Here is a 15,325-nt window from a genome sequence, read left to right as displayed (position 1 = left end):
CATGGACCACCCCACCCCACGCATCCTCATTGTTGAAGACGACCAGCGTCTGGCCGACCTCACTGCCGAGTACCTGCAGGCCAACGGCTACGAGGTCAGTGTCGAGGGTGATGGAGCCCGCGCCGCGCGGCGCATCGTCGACAGCCAGCCCGACCTGGTCATTCTCGACCTCATGCTCCCCGGCGAGGACGGTCTGAGCATCTGCCGCCGTGTGCGTAGCCAGTACCTTGGCCCGATCCTGATGCTCACCGCCCGCAGCGACGAACTGGACCAGGTCCAGGGCCTGGACCTGGGGGCTGATGACTATGTCTGCAAACCGGTGCGCCCACGCCTGCTGCTGGCGCGCATTCAGGCCCTGCTGCGCCGTAGCGAGACCGTGGACAGCAAACGTCAAGACCTGGCTTTCGGTGCGCTGCACATCGACAACCGCTTGCGCGAGGCGCGCCTGGGCGAACAATTGATCGAGCTGACCGGCGCCGAGTTCGACCTGCTCTGGCTGCTGGCCAGCAATGCCGGCCGGGTGCTGACGCGCGAGCAGATTTTCACCGCACTGCGGGGCGTGGGCTACGACGGCCAGGACCGCTCCATCGATATACGCATTTCTAAAATCCGCCCCAAGATCGGCGATGACCCACTGCAGCCACGGTTGATCAAGACCCTGCGCAGCAAGGGCTATCTGTTTGTCGGCGAGGCGCCATGAACAATTCGATCTTCCTGCGCGTCTACGGCGGCATGCTGGCCGTGTTGGTGCTGGTGGCCTTGCTTGGCGTGCTCAGCCTGCACCTGGTCAATGAAGTACGCGCCGCACAGCACCGCGAGGGCTTGGCCCAGGGAACCTTCAGCCTGATGGCTGACAACCTGGCGACGCAGAATGAAACCGAACGCAAGCGCTCGCTGCTGATCTGGGAGCGCCTGCTTGGTGTGCCGCTGACGTTGCAGCCAATGACCGCGCGCAGCCTTGACGGTGGCCAGCGGGCGCGCCTGTACCGTGGCCTGGTGGTAGTCGAGAAGACGGGGCCACATGCGGCGCAAGTACTGCGCAAGGTCGGCCAGGAAGACCTGATGCTGGTTGCGCAGATCAAACAGATCAGCGAGCAGCTGGCGCGCGCCACACTCTATCTATTGGCTGACGAACTGGTGCGCTACCCGGTAACCGAACAGCAGCAGCGCCTGGCCCAGATCAAGCTGGAAAAGGGCTTTGGCTTTGGTGTCGCCCTGCAGCGTATCGAGCGGGTCAGCCTGGACGATGACCAGCGGCGCCGGGTCGAGGAGGGCGACACGGTGATGGCGCTGGGCAAGGATGGCGACTCGATCCGTGTATTCGCAGGGCTGACGGGCTCTCCCTGGGTGCTGGAAATCGGCCCGTTGTATCAGCTCAACCCGTACCCGCCGCAGTTGCTGATCCTGATTGCCTTCCTAGGCCTGTGCTTGATCGGCCTGGTGGTATACCTGCTGGTGCGTCAGCTGGAGCGCCGGGTGTCAGGGCTGGAGATTGCGGCCACGCGCATTGCCCAAGGCAGCCTGGATACCCGCGTACCGGCTGGCGATGCCGACTCGGTAGGGCGCCTGGCCGCTGCCTTCAATGGCATGGCCGAACACCTGCAGCGCTCGCTGACCATGCAGCGCGAGTTGGTACGGGCGGTGTCCCATGAGCTGCGCACGCCAGTGGCACGCCTGCGCTTTGGCCTGGAAATGATCGAAAGTGCCACGACTGAGCAGGCCCGGGCCAAACACCTGGCCGGCATGGACGGCGACATTCAGGACCTCGACAAGCTGGTGGACGAGATGCTGACCTACGCCCGTCTGGAGCAGGGCGCGCCAGCCTTGAAGTTCCAGCGGGTCGATCTGGATGCCTTGCTCGATCGGGTGATCGGAGAGCTGGCGCCGTTGCGTGCCGAGGTGCGGGTGGTGCGCGGTGACTGCCAGGGCGCGGATGCCGAGGGCGCCTGGGTCGAAGCCGAGCCGCGTTACCTGCACCGGGCCCTGCAGAACCTGGTCGGCAATGCCATGCGCCATGCCGAGTCTGAAGTGCGTCTGAGCTACCAGTTGGGGCAGCAACGCTGCCGTATCGACGTGGAAGATGACGGCCCTGGGATCCCCGAGGGTGTCTGGGACCGCATCTTCACGCCATTTACCCGCCTTGATGACAGCCGTACCCGTGCCTCGGGCGGGCATGGCCTGGGCTTGTCGATCGTACGGCGGATCATCTACTGGCACGCGGGCAGGGCTTCGGTTGGGCGCAGTGCCGCGTTGGGTGGCGCCTGCTTCAGCCTCAACTGGCCCCGGCAGCAGGCACCGTTGTAAAGGTCAGACGCTGACCAGGCTCAGCAAGTGGCCGTCCTGCAGGCAGAACTGGCCCTGAAGCTCAGCGCCGTGCCGCCATTGCGGCGACAGGTCGGTGAGCAGACGCAGGCGCGCCAGGCCTTCGGCGGACCAGTCGAGTACTTCGGCGTGCTCGAGTAGAAGCGCTGGTGGGTCAGCGGGTAGAGGGTCTTGAACAGGCTTTCCTTCAACGAGAAGGTCAGGGTTACCGTCAGGCCGAGCTGGTGGCTGTCCAGGCGCTCCAGCTCGGCCGCGGTGAGAATTTCGCCCATCAGCCGCTCGGCACGCTCGTCATCGAGCAGGGCTTCCTGATCCAGCCCAAGGCCTTGGCAACTGCCTTCGGCGGCGACCACTGCGGCGGCCCAGCCCTGGCCATGGGTGATCGAACCGTGAATGCCGGCTGGCCAGATGGGCGAGCGGTCCTCATGGGTAGCCGGTACGTAGTCGCGGCCGTCCAGGCGCTGCAGCGCGGCGCGGGCACATACGCGACCGGCCAGGTACTCGGCCTGGCGCTTGGCCACCGAGCGTTGCAGGCTGGCACTTGGCACGATGCCGGCGCGCTGGAAATCGTCGGGTGCCAGGCGGGTAGGGTCGAACGTGCAACTGACCAGCACCGCGCCGGGCAGCGGGCGGGGCAAGGGCCAGTGGTGCTGGAGTGGGGCGCAGCAGGCTGGGAGAGTGTTCATGGCGCTATTGTGCCAGCCGCAGCGGCGGTGTGGGAGGTGGGATTGCCGGGGCCGCAAGCGGCCCGCGACAATCTTTATTTGAATACCTTCTTGAAGAACGCCTGCATATCCGCCCAGGAGCTTTCGTCCGCCGCCTTGTTATAGCCAATGTCGGGCCCACCATGGTCGCCATGGCTCAGCCGGTCAGCATCGGGGTTGGTAAACCCGTGCTTGGCGCCTTCAATGCTGACGAACTGGTAGTTGGCCTTCGCAGCATCCATCTCGGCCTTGAACGCCTCAACCTGCTGCGGCGTGACCATGCTGTCCGCCGCACCATGCTCGACCAGGATATCGGCCCGCACCACGCCAGGTTTTGCCGGGGTCTGGGTGGCCAGGGCGCCATGAAAGCTCACCACACCGTCCAGTTTTTCGCCGCGCCGCGCGGCATCGAGGACCACCTTGCCACCGAAGCAATAGCCGACAGCACCCAGCTCATGCTTGTTGGTGTTCGGTTGCAGCTTCAAAAGCTCGAGGCCGGCGTCGAAGCGCCTGGCTGCCGCTGCCGGGTCTTTCATCGCTTCGGCCATGAACGCCTGGGCGTCCTGCGGGTGCTCGGTGTGCTTGCCGTCGCCATACATATCGATGGCCAGCGCGTTGTAGCCCAGTGCTGCCAGGTCGCGGGCACGGCGCTTGGCGTAGTCGTTCAGCCCCCACCATTCATGCACCACGACGATGCCGGGGCGCTTGCCCTCGACGGCATCATCGTAGGCGTAATAGCCGACCAGGCGGTTGCCGTCGGCATCCTGGTAGGGGATTTCGCGGGTTTGTACCGCCGCTTGGGCGAGGACGGCGCTGCACATCAGGGTCAAGGCCAGCAGGGCACGCATGGGTCACTACTCCTTGTTCTGCAATCGGTTCGTTCAGCCGGGGTTCAGCCAGGGTTCAGTCGCGGTTCAGGGTGCCCTGCTTACTCTAGCTTCCAGACCGAAACAGCGCACCCAACTAGAGTATCCAGCCATGAAAACCTTCAATACCCTGCTTGCCGCCATGGCCGTCTGCGCCGCTGGCATCACCTCCGCCCAGGCCGCAGACGATAACTTCGCCAGCCTGACCTACGGCCAGACCAGCGACAAAGTTCGCAAATCCGGCCTGCTGCAGCGCAACACCGACCACCTCAACGCCGACGGTATCATTGGCAAGGACAACACCTGGGGTGTGCGTGTGGGCAAGATCAACGACCAAGGCCGCTACTACATGACCTATGACAATGTCTCGGGCGACCACAGCGGCCTGAAATTGCGCCAGGAAAACCTGCTGGGCAGCTATGACCTGTTCCTGCCGGTGGGCGATACCACCAAACTGTTCGGCGGTGGCAGCCTGGGCATGACCAAGCTCAGCCAGGAGTCGCCAGGCGCCAGCCGCGATACCGACTACGGTTATGCCTACGGCCTGCAGGCCGGCGTGATTCAGGACATCACCGACAAGGCCTCGGTCGAACTGGGCTACCGTTACCTGCGCACCAATGCTGCAACCGAAGTGGGTGCGCATGGCGGGCCGAAGGACGGCACTCTGCGCCTGACCAGCAGCGCGCAGACCTATCTGGCAGCAAGCTACAAGTTCTGATCGGCGAGCCGCGTTATCCTGTACCGGCCCGTTCGCAGCACAAGGCTGCTCCTGCAGGGGTGATGTTTCTGCAGGAGCAGCCTTGTGCTGCGAAGAGGCCGGTATAGGCAATACACACAAGGAGCTGCACATGAAACTGCTGGTGGTCGAGGACGAAGCCCTGCTTCGCCATCACCTCTACACCCGCCTGGGCGAAAGTGGCCATGTGGTCGAAGCCGTTGCCGACGCCGAGGAGGCGCTGTACCAGGCTGGGCAATACCACTTCGACCTGGCCATCGTCGACCTGGGCCTGCCTGGTATCAGTGGACTGGAGCTGATCACGCGCCTGCGCAGCCAGGACAAGACCTTCCCCATTCTTATCCTTACCGCTCGAGGCAACTGGCAGGACAAGGTCGAAGGCCTGGCCGCCGGTGCCGACGACTACCTGGTCAAGCCGTTTCAGTTCGAAGAGCTCGAAGCGCGGCTCAATGCCCTGTTGCGCCGCTCCAGTGGCTTTACCCAGTCAACCATTGCCGCAGGCCCCTTGGTGCTCGACCTCAACCGCAAGCAGGCCACCCTCGACGAACAGCCTTTGGCACTGACCGCCTACGAATACCGCATTCTCGAATACCTCATGCGCCATCATCAGCAGGTAGTGGCCAAGGACCGACTGATGGAGCAGCTGTACCCTGGGGATGAGGAGCGCGACCCCAATGTCATAGAAGTGCTGGTTGGCCGCCTGCGCCGCAAGCTTGAAGGCGCGCACGGCTTCAAACCCATCGACACGGTGCGTGGCCTGGGCTATCTGTTCACCGAGCGCTGCCGATGATCCGCTCGCTGCGGGTGCGCCTGATGCTGGCTGCCGCAGTGTTGGCACTGCTGTTCATGCTGGCACTGCTGCCGGCCTTGCAAAAGGCCTTCAGCCTGGCCCTGCAGGAATCGATCGAGCAGCGCCTGGCTTCGGATGTGACCACGTTGATTTCCGCTGCGCGTATCGAACATGGGCAGTTGCAGATGCCTGCGTTGCTCCCGGACGAGCGCTATAACCTGCCGTACACCGGGCTGCTTGGCTATATTTTCGACCGTGATGGCAACCTGGTCTGGCAGTCGCGTGCCACCGCTGACCGGCACATCAACTACCGCCCGCGCTATGACGGGCGCGGCAACGAGTTCGCCCGCATTCACCAGTCCGACGGCGAAGAGTTCTTCGTGTACGACGTCGAGATCAAGCTGCTGGGTGGTCAGAGCGCCGCTTACAGCATTGTCGCCCTGCAACCGCTTAGTGAGTACAAGGCTACCCTCAATGGCCTGCGCGAAAAGCTCTACCTGGGGTTCGGCGCTGCATTGCTGGCGCTCATGGTGCTGCTGTGGGCTGGCCTGACCTGGGGCCTGCGCTCGTTGCGCCGGCTAAGCCATGAGCTGGACGAGGTGGAATCGGGCGTGCGCGAGGGCCTGAGCGGCGAGCACCCTCGCGAGCTGCTGCGCCTGACCCGCTCGCTCAACCGCCTGTTGCGCAGTGAGCGTGAGCAACGCACGCGCTACCGTGACTCGCTGGATGACCTGGCGCACAGCCTGAAGACGCCGCTGGCAGTGCTGCAGGGCGTGGGTGAAAGCCTGCAGCAACGCAGCGGCGAGCGCGAGCAGGCGCGGGTGCTGCAAAGCCAGATCGAGCGCATGAGCCAGCAGATCGACTACCAACTGCAACGTGCCAGCCTGCGCAAGAGTGGCCTGGTACGCCACAGCGTGAGGTTGCGGCCGCTGCTCGACAGCCTGTGCAGCACCTTGGCCAAGGTTTACCGGGATAAACGGGTGAGCGTGGTGCTGGCGTTGCCCGATGCGGCGCAGGTGCCGATGGAGCAGGGTGCGTTGCTGGAAATGCTCGGCAACCTGCTGGAAAACGCCTACCGGCTGAGTCTGGGCCAGGTGCGGGTGAGCCTGGAGCAGACGCCAGGGCAGTTGACCTTGTGCATCGAGGACGATGGGCCGGGGGTGCCCGCCGACCAGCGTGAGCGTATTCTCGAGCGCGGGGAGCGGCTGGACAGCCAGCACCCGGGGCAGGGCATCGGGTTGGCGGTGGTCAAGGATATCGTCGACAGCTATGACGCCGAGCTGAGCCTGGGGATTCGCCTTTGGGCGGCGCGGCGTTCAGGATCACCTTCAATCTCGATTGATTTCGCTGGCCTCCCACCAAGGGCGGCCCAGCAAGGGCGGATTTCCGCCAGCCCCCCCTGTACAAATCCCGCCATCGGGCGGAAATCCGCCAGCCTTCCTCCGCCAAATCGCCCTGTCGTTGGGCATTTATCCCTAGCAAATACGGCCCTTGCACCCTTCGTGGGCATTTTGGCACCACCCTTGCTATTGAACTTCGCAGAGGCCTGCCCAGGCAGCTCGAACACAACGACAAATCCCTCCAAGTGCAGGAGGGTTAGCGATTCAGGTGCCCCACCACCCTGGGAAGGGTGAACCGGCACACTTGAGGAAAATGAGCCATGACGACACGTCAGCCGCTGTACAAATCCCTGTATGTCCAGGTGATCATTGCCATCACCATCGGCATCCTGCTCGGCCACTACTACCCGGAAACGGGCGTCGCCCTCAAACCCCTGGGTGACGGCTTCGTCAAGTTGATCAAGATGGTCATCGCCCCGATCATCTTCTGTACCGTGGTCAGCGGCATCGCCGGCATGCAGAGTATGAAGTCGGTCGGCAAGACTGGCGGCTACGCGCTGCTGTATTTCGAAATCGTCTCCACCATCGCCCTGATCATCGGCCTCGTCGTCGTCAACGTGGTCAAGCCCGGCGCTGGCATGCACATCGACGTCAGCACCCTGAATGCCAGCAGCGTGGCTGCCTATGCCGCCGCCGGCGCGCAGCAGACCACCGTCGGCTTCCTGCTCAACGTCATCCCCAACACCGTGGTCGGCGCCTTCGCCAACGGCGACATCCTGCAAGTGCTGATGTTCTCGGTGCTGTTCGGCTTCGCCCTGCACCGCCTGGGCAGCTACGGCAAGCCGTTGCTGGACATGATCGACCGCTTCGCCCATGTCATGTTCAACATCATCAACATGATCATGAAGCTTGCCCCGATCGGCGCCTTCGGTGCCATGGCCTTCACCATCGGCCAGTACGGCGTTGGCTCGCTGGTGCAGCTGGGCTACCTGATGGCCTGCTTCTACATCACCTGCCTGCTGTTCGTGCTGGTGGTGCTGGGCGGTATCTGCCGTGCCCACGGTTTCAGCGTACTCAAGCTGATCCGCTACATCCGTGAAGAACTGCTGATCGTACTGGGTACTTCGTCCTCGGAGTCGGCCCTGCCACGCATGCTGGCCAAGATGGAGCGCCTGGGCGCGAAGAAGTCGGTGGTGGGCCTGGTCATCCCGACCGGTTACTCGTTCAACCTGGACGGTACCTCGATCTACCTGACCATGGCTGCGGTGTTCATCGCTCAGGCGACCGACACCACCATGGACATCACTCACCAGATCACCCTGCTGCTGGTGCTGTTGGTAGCTTCCAAAGGTGCTGCCGGCGTTACCGGTTCGGGCTTCATCGTCCTGGCCGCAACCCTGTCGGCCGTTGGCCACCTGCCGGTTGCCGGCCTGGCGCTGATCCTCGGCATCGACCGCTTCATGTCCGAAGCCCGCGCCCTGACCAACCTGGTGGGCAACGCCGTTGCTACCGTGGTAGTGGCCAAGTGGGTCAAGGAAATGGACAACGACAAGCTGGCTTCGGAACTGGCTTCCGGTGGTGCGCCGCTGGTCGATGCGCGTCCGACCGACGACCTGGGTGTGGCCGAAGGCCCGGCTCGCTGATCGCGCTGCGGTAAAACGAAAAAGGCGACCCCAGGGTCGCCTTTTTCATGCGCGGTCTTCGCGTCAGGCCAGCACAACCTCCAGCACCCGGATCGAGTCCGGCTGCGGGTAATGCCACCTCACCTGCACGTCCCAGAACCTCACCCCGTAAACCCGCTCGGCCGGAGGTACCTGATAAGCCGGCCGTGGGTCCTGCGCCAGGCATTGCTCGATCAGCTCCACCAGCGGCTCGCCCAGGCGCAAGGCATGCTCGCGGGCCTGGGGCAGGGCGTTGTCGGCCCACTGCACGGCAATTGCCACAGGCGCTGCATTGGCCATCTGGTTGCCGGCGCCAGCGATGCTGTCGGCGTAGGGCACATAGGGTTTGATGTCCAGCACCGGCGTGCCGTCGAGCAAGTCGATGCCTGACAGCAGCAGGCGCCCGGGCTCCACGCCCTCCAGGCGCACCACCGACTGGCCGATACCATTGGGCCGGTGGGTGGCGCGGGTAGCGAACACCCCCATGCTTTTGTTGCCGCCCAGGCGCGGTGGCCGCACCTTCAGGCGCGGCTTGTCCTCCAGGGCCTGGTGGAACAGAAATAGCAACCAGACATGGCTGACCTGCTCCAGGCCCTCGACCGCATCACCCTGGTCGAACGGTGGCAGCAGTTCGAGTACACCACGCGCGGCAGGCGCCAGCTGGGGTTGGCGCGGGATGGCGAACTTCTCCTTGAAACAGGAGCGGACGATGCCGACCGGGGCAACCGTATGCTGCATGGCCACTCAGCCGCGCACGCGCAGGGTCAGGCCCTTCAGGAAGTTGCGCAGCAACTGGTCGCCGCAAGGGCGGTAGTTATCGTGGCCAGCCTTGCGGAACAGTGCGCTGAGCTCAGGCTTGCTGACCGGGAAGTTGACCGACTTGAGGATCGCGTGCAGGTCCTCTTCCTTGAGCTCGAAGGCCACCCGCAGTTTTTTGAGGATCTGGTTATTGGTCACCGGCAGCTCGACCGGCTGCTGCGGGCGGCTGTCGTCCTTGCCACGGCGGTGTATTACCAGGCCGTCGAGAAAGTGCGCCATCACCCGTTCAGGGCAGCGCACGAAGCCTTCCTCTTCTTCTTTTTTCAGGTAGGTGGCCAGCACCAGCGGGTTCACTTCGAGGCTAGAGAGGCCGATGATCTCGGCCATCTTGGCGTCGTTCACCTTGAGCATGTAGCGCAGGCTGCGCAGGACGTCGTTGTGGTTCATTGCTGCAGAATCCTGTTCAGGTGCCGCGCGTTCCAGCGCGGCGCATTGCTTAGAAACGTTCGGTAGTGGCCAGGTAGCGCCATTGGCCCAAAGGCAGCTTGCCCATGGACACGCCACCCAGGCGAATGCGGCGCATGCTTATGAGCTCGAGGCGCAGGTAGGCGCAAAGCTCGGAAATCTGCCCTGGTTGTGGGTTTTTCAACACCATGCGCAGGTGGGTCTCGTTCTGCCAACTGGCCTTGGCCTTGGGCAGCTCGCGGTCATTGCGCGTGGCCCCGCGCGCCAGGCGCTCCAGCGCCTGAGGCGTGGTCTCGCCGCGCACTTCAACGATGAATTCCTGCTCCAGGCGACGCAGGTCCGCCTCGACTTTGCGGGTTACCCGCCAGTCCTGGGTGAACACCTGCAGGCCGCTGGCCCCACGCTCCAGCGGTGCCACGCAGTCCTGCCGGGCAAAATGCCCGTGCAGGGCGCGCACGCCTTCGCGGTGGGCTTCGCTGAGGCTAGCCATGTTCATGCTGGCACGAGCGGTTTCGCTGTCCACGCCGGCCGGCTGATTCAGCAGCAGGGTCACTGGCTCCAGGGTTTCGGCACGGGCGCCCGGCAGCAGCTCGACGCGCTGCTGTTCGACTTTGAACTGCGGCTGCTCGACCACCACGCCATCGACAGTAACCCAGCCTCCTTCAATGTACTGCTCGGCCTCGCGGCGGGAGCAGCCGAGCTGCTCGATGAGGCGTTTGGACAGGCGGACGGGTTCGGACATGGGGCAATTCGCAAGGCAGGGAAAGACCTCCATTGTACCTGCCCGTGCGCGATTGATGATGGGAATCTGTGTCAGATGCGCCATTTTGGATACTTGGCGCGGCACATTCAGGCGCCGCCACAAGGTGCGCTTCGCACCAACCTCATGTGCAGCAGAGGGTAGGGCTGGCCCAAGCCATCGGTTTGCGAACGGCCGATGACTTCAAATCCTTCATGCAGGTAGAAGCCCAGCGCTTGCGGGTTTTGTTCGTTGACGTCCAGGCACTCGGCATTCAGTTCGTTGATGGCATAGCGCAGCAGGCGCTTGCCAACACCTTGGCCACGGTGGGTAGGTGCGACGAACAGCATGTCCACCCGCCCGTTGGCGACCCCGGCGAAACCGCAGATCCGTTGTCGGTCCTTGCAGCAAATCAGCATCACTGCGTCGAGGTAGCGGCGCAGCACGTGTTCGCGCAGCAGCAGGATGTAGCTCTCTGGCAGGAAGTCGTGGGTGGCGCGTACCGAATCCTCCCATACCTGTACCAATTCGCTGTAGTCGCACAAGCGCGGGGTTTGCAGCGTCAGTAGCGCAGGCATGCCGGTATTCCTCCGTGACGGTAGGGAAAACATAGCAGGCCAACCACCGGTCGGCTGGTTCGCGCAGCGCTTGAAGCTCGGGGTATGGAGGTCTATTAATTAAACGTGGGAAAAAATCCCACGCAAAGAAAAGAAAAAACCGAAAGCAGAATTCCTGACTGATTTGGCGTTCTCGTGGCGAAGACCTGGAGACGGACTATGCAAATCCACCTGCTGTTCAAGAAGGCTTTACTCGCGGCTGCCGTAGCGGGCGTGCTGTCGACATCCATTGTCTTGATCCCTGATTCGATTACTCATGGCTCCAGTGCCTACGCCAAAGACGGCGGTGGTGGCGGTGGTGGCCACGGCGGTGGCGGTGGCCATGGAGGTGGCGGCGGAAGCGGTGGTGGCGGTGGCCATGGAGGTGGCGGCGGAAGCGGCGGTGGCGGTGGCCATGGAGGTGGCGGCGGAAGCGGCGGCGGTGGCCACGGTGGTGGCGGTGGAAGTGGCAGTGGCGGCGGCCACGGCAGTGGAGGCGACGGCGGCGGCCATGCCGGCAACGGCAACAGTGGCAGCGGCCATGATGGCCAGGGCCACGACGGCAACTCGAACTCTGGGCGCAGCAGCAGTCATGCTGAAGCAGGTGACGATCATGGCAATCACGTGGGTGGTGAGCCCGGTGATGATCACGGCAACCACGTTGGCGGTGAGCCCGGTGACGATCATGGCAACCATGTTGGCGGTGAGCCCGGGGATGATCATGGCAATCATGTCGGCGGCGAGCCTGGCGATGATCACGGCAATCATGTTGGTGGTGAACCTGGCGATGATCACGGCAACCATGTGGGTGGCGAACCGGGTGATGACAACAGCAGAAGCTGATTGGCGCTGATTCGAAGCGGCCCGTACAAAACCCAGCGGACGGGTTTTGTATGAGCAGGATTCATATGTCAAGGAATGCGCTCAATGCAATCGCCCGCCTTACCCCCCTCGATGTTAAGCGCGCTGCGGCGTGTCATGCGCCCTTTGGTGCGTTTGATGCTACGCAAGGGGGTGACCTACACGATGTTCGCCGACCTGCTCAAGGAAGTGTTCGTCGAGGTTGCGCATCGCGAGTTTCGTCTGAACGACACCGCACCAAGTGACAGCCGCATCAGCCTGCTTACAGGCGTACATCGTAAGGATGTTCGACGGCTGCGCAGCGAGGGCGATACGGTGCTTGCGGCCCTGCCCGCGAATATCACGCTAGGCGCACAGCTGGTCAGCGTCTGGACTACCACTGCGCCATTCTGTTCCGTACCTGGTCAGGCACTGGCGCTGCCGAGGCTGGCCAGCGTGGGGGGGATTGCTCATTTGATGCCCTGGTGGCCAAGGTCAGCACCGATATCCGCGGCCGGGTGGTGCTGGATGAATGGTTGCGCCTGGGTGTGGTGCGGCTCGACGAGCAGGATTGCGTTCACCTGCAAGCTCAGGCATTCGTGCCGCAAAAGGGCTTTGATGAAAAAGCCGCCTACTTCGGCCACAACCTGCATGACCATGCCTGCGCAGCAGTGCACAACCTCAGTGACGACGGCCAACCATTTTTTGAACGTAGCGTGCACTACGACGCCCTGAGCCTGGCAAGTGTCGAGCATGTGCGTGAGGTGGTCGCCAAGGATGGCATGCAGACGCTGCTTGCCTTCAGCCACCTTGCAGCCGAGCTGGAAAGCGTCGATGAGCCCAGTGCCGAGCAACGCCAGCGCATCACTGTCGGGCTTTATTTCTACACTGAAGCTACCGATCCCGATTCGTCGAAGACACCCGGCCCATGACTCTTCTTGCGCGCTGCCTCAGTGCTGTCACGTTCGCCCTGGTTTTCGGGTTGAACCTGATAGCGCCTGCCGAGGTGGTTGCGGCGCCGGTGTGTGTCAGCCGGGACGAGGTGGGTATGGCCGGTGCTGCAGGTATGCAGTTTCCCGGCGGCGTGGGCGGTACCGGGGCCAGGGCGGGTGGTGTCGGTGGTACCGGCGCGCCACTCCAGCAACGCCCCGGTGGCACGGGTGGTACTGGGGCGGTGGCGGAAGGTGTGGACGGTACCTACTTCGATCACAGCCACGGTGGGGTAGGCGGTACCGGTGCGCCGATCCAGCGCCCGGGCGGTACGGGCGGCACAGGTATTGTCGGCACTATCACCGGGTTCGCCTCGATCTGCGTCAATGGCATGGAGGTGCACTATGGCAAGGACGTACCGGTGAGTGAAAACGGGGCGCCTGCCAGCAGTGGTCACCTGGCGATCGGGCAAGTGGTGGCGGTGGAGGCGTTCGCCACCCAGCGTGGTCTGCAAGCAGGGCGCATTTCGATCCTCAACGTCTTCGAAGGGCCGCTAACGGCGCTGCCCAATGCCTCGGCCCCCCTGCGAGTCATGGGCCAACCTGTGCGGCTTGCCGCTGGCGCGCGGGTGGCTGAAGGGCTGCGCCCGGGCGAGCCCGTGAGGGTCAGCGGCCTGCGTGATGCCCGGGGCGAAGTGGTGGCGACCCGTATCGAACGGGCTCCGGGGTTGAGGGAGGCCAGCGCCATCGGTGCGGTAGATCGTGCTGGCAACCTTCAGGGGTTGAAGCTGGGTACCCGTGTGGCACCTGCACGGGAAGTGCTGGTGCGCGGCCAGTGGACCGGGCGCCAGCTGGAAGTGGCGCAAACCCGCCCCGACCCGAGCCTGCCTTTTGCTGGCCGAGTCCAGCAGGCAGTGGTCGAAGGTTTGGTGCAGCGCACTCAGGCACGGCAACTGGTGGTTGCAGGCATCAATGTGACGTTGGGGCAAGGCACTGTAATTGTTGGCAGGCAGCCTGCGACGTTGGCGCTTGATCAACGTGTGCGGGTAAGCGGGGTACTCAGTGGTACTCACGAGTTGCGGGCAACCCGTGTGGAGTTCCAGGGAGACCGTATCGACAATCCGGACAGAAGCCATTCGGGGCACGATGGCGAGCAGGAAAGGAGCAGCTCCGGCGGCTCCAGCAACAGTGATCATGGCGCAAGCGATGCGACCAGCGTGCGCAATGAAGCCAGTGATGATCACCGTGGGCGCAGTGCCGTTGACGACTCCAGTGGCCATGGCAGCGGGGGTGGCGTGGAAAAATCTGGAAAGTCGGAACACCTCGACGCTGTGGAGCAGGCCGAGCGGAGTAACAGCGGAAGTTCTGATCGGGTGGAAAAGGTCGAAGTCGAAAAGGTCGAGAAGGTCGATAAGGGCGAAAAGGTCGAAAAGCCTGAGAAGGTAGAGAAGGTAGAGAAGGTAGAGAAGGTAGAGAAAGTAGAGAAGGTAGAGAAGGTAGAGAAAGTAGAGAAGGTAGAGAAAGTAGAGAAGGTAGAGAAAGTAGAGAAAGTAGAGAAAGTAGAGAAAGTAGAAAAGGTAGAGAAAGTCGAAAAGCCTGAAAAAGTTGAGAAGGTTGAGAAAGTAGAAAGAGTCGAAAAGGTAGAGAAAGTTGAGCTGCCGGAGAAAGTAGAAAAAATCGAGAAAGTCGAAAAGCCGGAAAAGGTCGAGACTGCCGAAAAAGTCGAGCATCCAGAGCGATCCGGGCGTTAGCCAACTAGGCTGGGTAAGTCCGACCACACTTCCCAAAAGGGTACTGAGGTGCAGATGAGACCAGCGCTCCCTCTTTTCGCTTGCTTGCTGTCATGCACCAGTGCCTCGGCCTTGGCCGATACCTTCAGCGCCGCCATCGGCATGGACTATTCAAGTGGCGACTATGGCACCGGCACCACGTCGGAAATCTGGTACATGCCGGTGGTCGGCAAGTACGAGACCGGCCCTATGACCTACAAGGTAACTGTGCCCTGGTTGCGCATCACCAACCCCGAAGTCGGCCCCAGTGGTGACCCCTTGCCTGGCGGTTGCCGGGACGTGGAAAGCGGGCTGGGCGACACGGTTGCCAGCGCCGGCTATGCGCTGCTCGATGGCAGTGACGGTGGCCTGATGCTGGACCTGATCGGCAAGGTCAAATTCCCCACCGCCGATGAAGACCAGTGCCTGGGCACCGGTGAGTACGACTACACCGCCCAGGTCGACATCACCAAGGGCTTTGGCCTGGTCACCGGGTTCGCCACGCTGGGCTGGAAGAAGTTCGGTGACCCACCCGACAGCAACTTCGACGACCCGGTATTTGCCAGCCTCGGCTTTGCGCTACCCGTGGCTGCGGGCACTTCGGCAGGTGCTTCCTATGATTGGCGGCAAAAAGTGGTCTCGACCGGATCGCAGATCCAGGAACTGACGCTGTTCCTCACCCACAAGCTCAACCAGCAGTGGAAAGTACAACTCTACGTGGTCAAAGGCTTCTCGGATGCAAGCCCGGATGCCGAGGGCGGCCTGATGCTATTTCACACGTTCTGACAAAAAAGCCCCTGCGCCGGTAG

General features: G+C 62.9%; 13 protein-coding genes and 3 pseudogenes. 10 read left to right on the top strand and 6 right to left on the bottom strand.

All coding sequences use genetic code 11. The annotated features are described in order from the left end of the window. Position 1: 1 nt before the first annotated feature. Together AB5975_03570 and AB5975_03565 are read left to right on the top strand one after the other, a co-directional pair. The gene (locus AB5975_03570) at positions 2-700 is read left to right on the top strand and encodes a response regulator (GenBank protein XDR21010.1); all 699 of its coding nucleotides are present in this window, start codon (positions 2-4) and stop codon (positions 698-700) included. Continuing rightward, entirely contained in the window at positions 697-2,304 is a 1,608-nt protein-coding gene (locus AB5975_03565; GenBank protein ID XDR21009.1) for an ATP-binding protein, read from the top strand. Before AB5975_03570 ends, AB5975_03565 begins: the two co-directional genes overlap by 4 nt. A gap of 3 nt (positions 2,305-2,307) precedes the next feature. On the opposite strand, the pseudogene AB5975_03560 reads toward AB5975_03565, so the two are convergent. Continuing rightward, positions 2,308-3,008: pseudogene (locus tag AB5975_03560) on the bottom strand (4'-phosphopantetheinyl transferase). Positions 3,009-3,082: 74 nt separating this feature from the next. Next, a complete protein-coding gene (locus tag AB5975_03555) occupies positions 3,083-3,874 on the bottom strand; it encodes a dienelactone hydrolase family protein (protein ID XDR21008.1) in 792 nt (263 codons plus the stop codon). A 130-nt stretch (positions 3,875-4,004) separates the two neighbouring features. Between AB5975_03555 and AB5975_03550 the strand changes: the two genes are divergently transcribed. From AB5975_03550 to AB5975_03535, 4 genes and pseudogenes are all read left to right on the top strand, one after another. Beyond that, positions 4,005-4,610 (top strand): outer membrane protein, encoded by a 606-nt coding sequence (locus AB5975_03550; protein ID XDR21007.1) that lies wholly within the window; start codon positions 4,005-4,007, stop codon positions 4,608-4,610. 130 nt (positions 4,611-4,740) lie between these two features. Further along, positions 4,741-5,418, top strand: a complete 678-nt coding sequence (locus AB5975_03545; GenBank protein ID XDR21006.1) for a response regulator — start codon at positions 4,741-4,743, stop codon at positions 5,416-5,418. Then, positions 5,415-6,760 (top strand): annotated as a pseudogene (locus tag AB5975_03540) (ATP-binding protein). The gene AB5975_03545 and the pseudogene AB5975_03540 overlap by 4 nt, the downstream one beginning before the upstream one ends. Positions 6,761-7,078: 318 nt before the next feature. Beyond that, on the top strand, positions 7,079-8,401 hold the full coding sequence (locus tag AB5975_03535; GenBank protein XDR21005.1) for a dicarboxylate/amino acid:cation symporter: 1,323 nt from the start codon (positions 7,079-7,081) through the stop codon (positions 8,399-8,401). A gap of 63 nt (positions 8,402-8,464) precedes the next feature. Here the strand turns inward: AB5975_03535 and tsaA are convergent, their stop codons facing one another. From tsaA to AB5975_03515, 4 genes are all read right to left on the bottom strand, one after another. After that, a complete protein-coding gene (tsaA, locus tag AB5975_03530) occupies positions 8,465-9,157 on the bottom strand; it encodes a tRNA (N6-threonylcarbamoyladenosine(37)-N6)-methyltransferase TrmO (GenBank protein XDR21004.1) in 693 nt (230 codons plus the stop codon). Positions 9,158-9,163: 6 nt separating this feature from the next. Continuing rightward, the gene (locus AB5975_03525; protein ID XDR21003.1) at positions 9,164-9,625 is read right to left on the bottom strand and encodes a DUF1456 family protein; all 462 of its coding nucleotides are present in this window, start codon (positions 9,623-9,625) and stop codon (positions 9,164-9,166) included. A 49-nt stretch (positions 9,626-9,674) separates the two neighbouring features. Continuing rightward, the gene (locus AB5975_03520) at positions 9,675-10,385 is read right to left on the bottom strand and encodes an rRNA pseudouridine synthase (GenBank protein ID XDR21002.1); all 711 of its coding nucleotides are present in this window, start codon (positions 10,383-10,385) and stop codon (positions 9,675-9,677) included. Positions 10,386-10,492: 107 nt separating this feature from the next. Continuing rightward, positions 10,493-10,960, bottom strand: a complete 468-nt coding sequence (locus AB5975_03515) for a GNAT family N-acetyltransferase (GenBank protein XDR21001.1) — start codon at positions 10,958-10,960, stop codon at positions 10,493-10,495. Positions 10,961-11,170: 210 nt separating this feature from the next. Here AB5975_03515 and AB5975_03510 point away from each other — a divergent pair, with 210 nt between their 5' ends. The 4 genes and pseudogenes from AB5975_03510 to AB5975_03495 all read left to right on the top strand — a co-directional run bounded on the left by AB5975_03510 (position 11,171) and on the right by AB5975_03495 (position 15,302). Next, the gene (locus AB5975_03510) at positions 11,171-11,821 is read left to right on the top strand and encodes a hypothetical protein (protein ID XDR22914.1); all 651 of its coding nucleotides are present in this window, start codon (positions 11,171-11,173) and stop codon (positions 11,819-11,821) included. 84 nt (positions 11,822-11,905) lie between these two features. After that, positions 11,906-12,750, top strand: a pseudogene (locus AB5975_03505) (DUF6502 family protein). Next, on the top strand, positions 12,747-14,498 hold the full coding sequence (locus tag AB5975_03500; protein XDR21000.1) for a DUF5666 domain-containing protein: 1,752 nt from the start codon (positions 12,747-12,749) through the stop codon (positions 14,496-14,498). Before AB5975_03505 ends, AB5975_03500 begins: the two are co-directional and overlap by 4 nt. A gap of 54 nt (positions 14,499-14,552) precedes the next feature. Then, a complete protein-coding gene (locus AB5975_03495) occupies positions 14,553-15,302 on the top strand; it encodes a hypothetical protein (GenBank protein XDR20999.1) in 750 nt (249 codons plus the stop codon). Positions 15,303-15,325: the final 23 nt, after the last annotated feature.

Source organism: Pseudomonas putida, assembly GCA_041071465.1.
In the GTDB taxonomy this organism is placed as follows: domain Bacteria; phylum Pseudomonadota; class Gammaproteobacteria; order Pseudomonadales; family Pseudomonadaceae; genus Aquipseudomonas; species Aquipseudomonas putida_P.
Note: the sequence above shows the minus strand (reverse complement) of the source record. Positions and strands in the feature narration are given on the sequence as shown.